This window comes from Pseudochrobactrum sp. sp1633 (assembly GCF_030376605.1).
Classification (GTDB): Bacteria; Pseudomonadota; Alphaproteobacteria; order Rhizobiales; family Rhizobiaceae; genus Pseudochrobactrum.
The window spans coordinates 1-1,606 of sequence record NZ_JARRAE010000044.1; the positions used below are offsets into that span (position 1 = coordinate 1).

General features: G+C 50.7%; 1 protein-coding gene. It reads right to left on the bottom strand.

Going from position 1 to position 1,606, the window contains the following annotated elements; translation table 11 throughout:
- Positions 1–30 precede the first annotated feature (30 nt).
- Positions 31–1,569, bottom strand: coding sequence for an IS3 family transposase (locus P8H26_RS18005; RefSeq protein ID WP_112013580.1), 1,539 nt, complete (start codon positions 1,567–1,569; stop codon positions 31–33).
- Positions 1,570–1,606 lie beyond the last annotated feature (37 nt).

Sequence of the window (1,606 nt, forward strand, 5' to 3'; positions counted from 1 at the left end):
TGGGGGTGCGGACAAAAACTTGGACTGGTTTTACGTCACAATGCCAAGACTGTTTCGATATTCGATTGGGCTTCGAGCGCCAAGCGCTATCTTGATCCGTTTCTCGTTGTACCACCGAATGTAGCCATCAACTTCATTGATAAACTGCTCGAGTGTGGTGTTCTTCCAATCGCTGGGATAAAAGAACTCTGTTTTCAGCCTTCCGAAGAAGCCTTCGCACGCAGCGTTATCTGGGGAGCACGCCTTGCGGGACATTGAACGCACCAGCTTCGCATGACTAATCCTCGATAGCCAACCCGGCCAGCGATAGTGTGCACCACGATCAGAATGCAATATTGGCCGCTCATCTCTACCTGTGAGAGTTTCTATGGCGGTATCGAGCATCATATTGACCAATTCCGCATCGGGTTTCGTTCCGATAGACCAGCTGATAACCAAACCATCGAAACAGTCGATGATGGGTGAGAGATACACTTTGCCAGCCGGGATATGGAATTCAGTGATATCGGTCAGCCATTTCTCGTTTGGGGCTGAGGCCTGGAAGTCGCGATTAATAAGGTTCTCGGGTGCCGGACTGATTTCTCCAAGATAAGAGCGGTATCGACGCCGCTTTGGCGTGGCAACGATCAAGTTCTCCTGCTTCATCAAGCGCTGCACAACCTTCTCTGAGATTGTAACGCATTGTTTGGCCAATGACGCCTGTAGCCTGCGGTAGCCATAGCATCGACGGTTGGCTTCGAAGATTTCGGTGATGTTCTGACGTATAGTGAGGTACTTGTCGGTCACCCTCATACGGGCTCGATGATAAAAATATGAACTGCGCGCCAGTCGCAACTGAGCAAGCAGATCGGAGAGTTGATAAAGATCTTTTAGGGCGTCAACCAACAGCGTTTTCTCCCGATTACTCAGGAGTTGCAGATCGACGCCCAGGTCTTTTTTTAGAATTTCATTCGCTTTCTTCAAAAGGTCGTGCTCAAGCTGCAGTTTCTGTATATCGTGCTGCAGTGTTTCGAGCTGACGCTCTAATTCTTCTCGCTCTGGCACTGGCGGCGAGTTGTTCTTACGTTTCATGATTGCAGGAGCCTCCGGACCAAGTAACTGGTTTTTCCAGTTATACAGTGTCGGTCTGCATACGCCGAGCTTTTCAGCCAGGGACTGCGCACTTTCTTGCCGATTATAAAGCCCCACGACGCCAGTCTTCTTCAATGTCTCCGGATATCGTGGAGGAGCAGCCCTACCAACTGTAGATTCTTGAGCTTCAGGGAACGCCTCCCGAACCCATGCGGTCAACATTGCACGACCAGGATAGCCCAAGGCGCGCATCGTTGCAGAAACACAACGACCATGCGTGCGGTAGTGCGCAACAGCCGCTTCCTTCTGGGCTTGTGTAAACTTCGGGGCTCGAGGTGCAAATCCTAAACGCAGTTCAAGATGTTGCTCATATTCCAGGTACCAGCCCTTCAAAGCGTTCTTGCTTGGATAGCCCAACTGGCGAATAGTCGCTTTCGGGCGCTTGCCCAGCTTGATGTAAAGCGCAACTGCTCGTATCCGGTCTTCGTAGGAATACATGAACTACCTCCATGATAGTCCAAGTTTTTGTCCGCAC

What these genes read in the sequence shown, in the direction of transcription:
- P8H26_RS18005 (WP_112013580.1), bottom strand. Translation starts at nt 1,569, where the DNA reads ATGTATTCCTACGAAGACCGGATACGAGCAGTTGCGCTTTACATCAAG.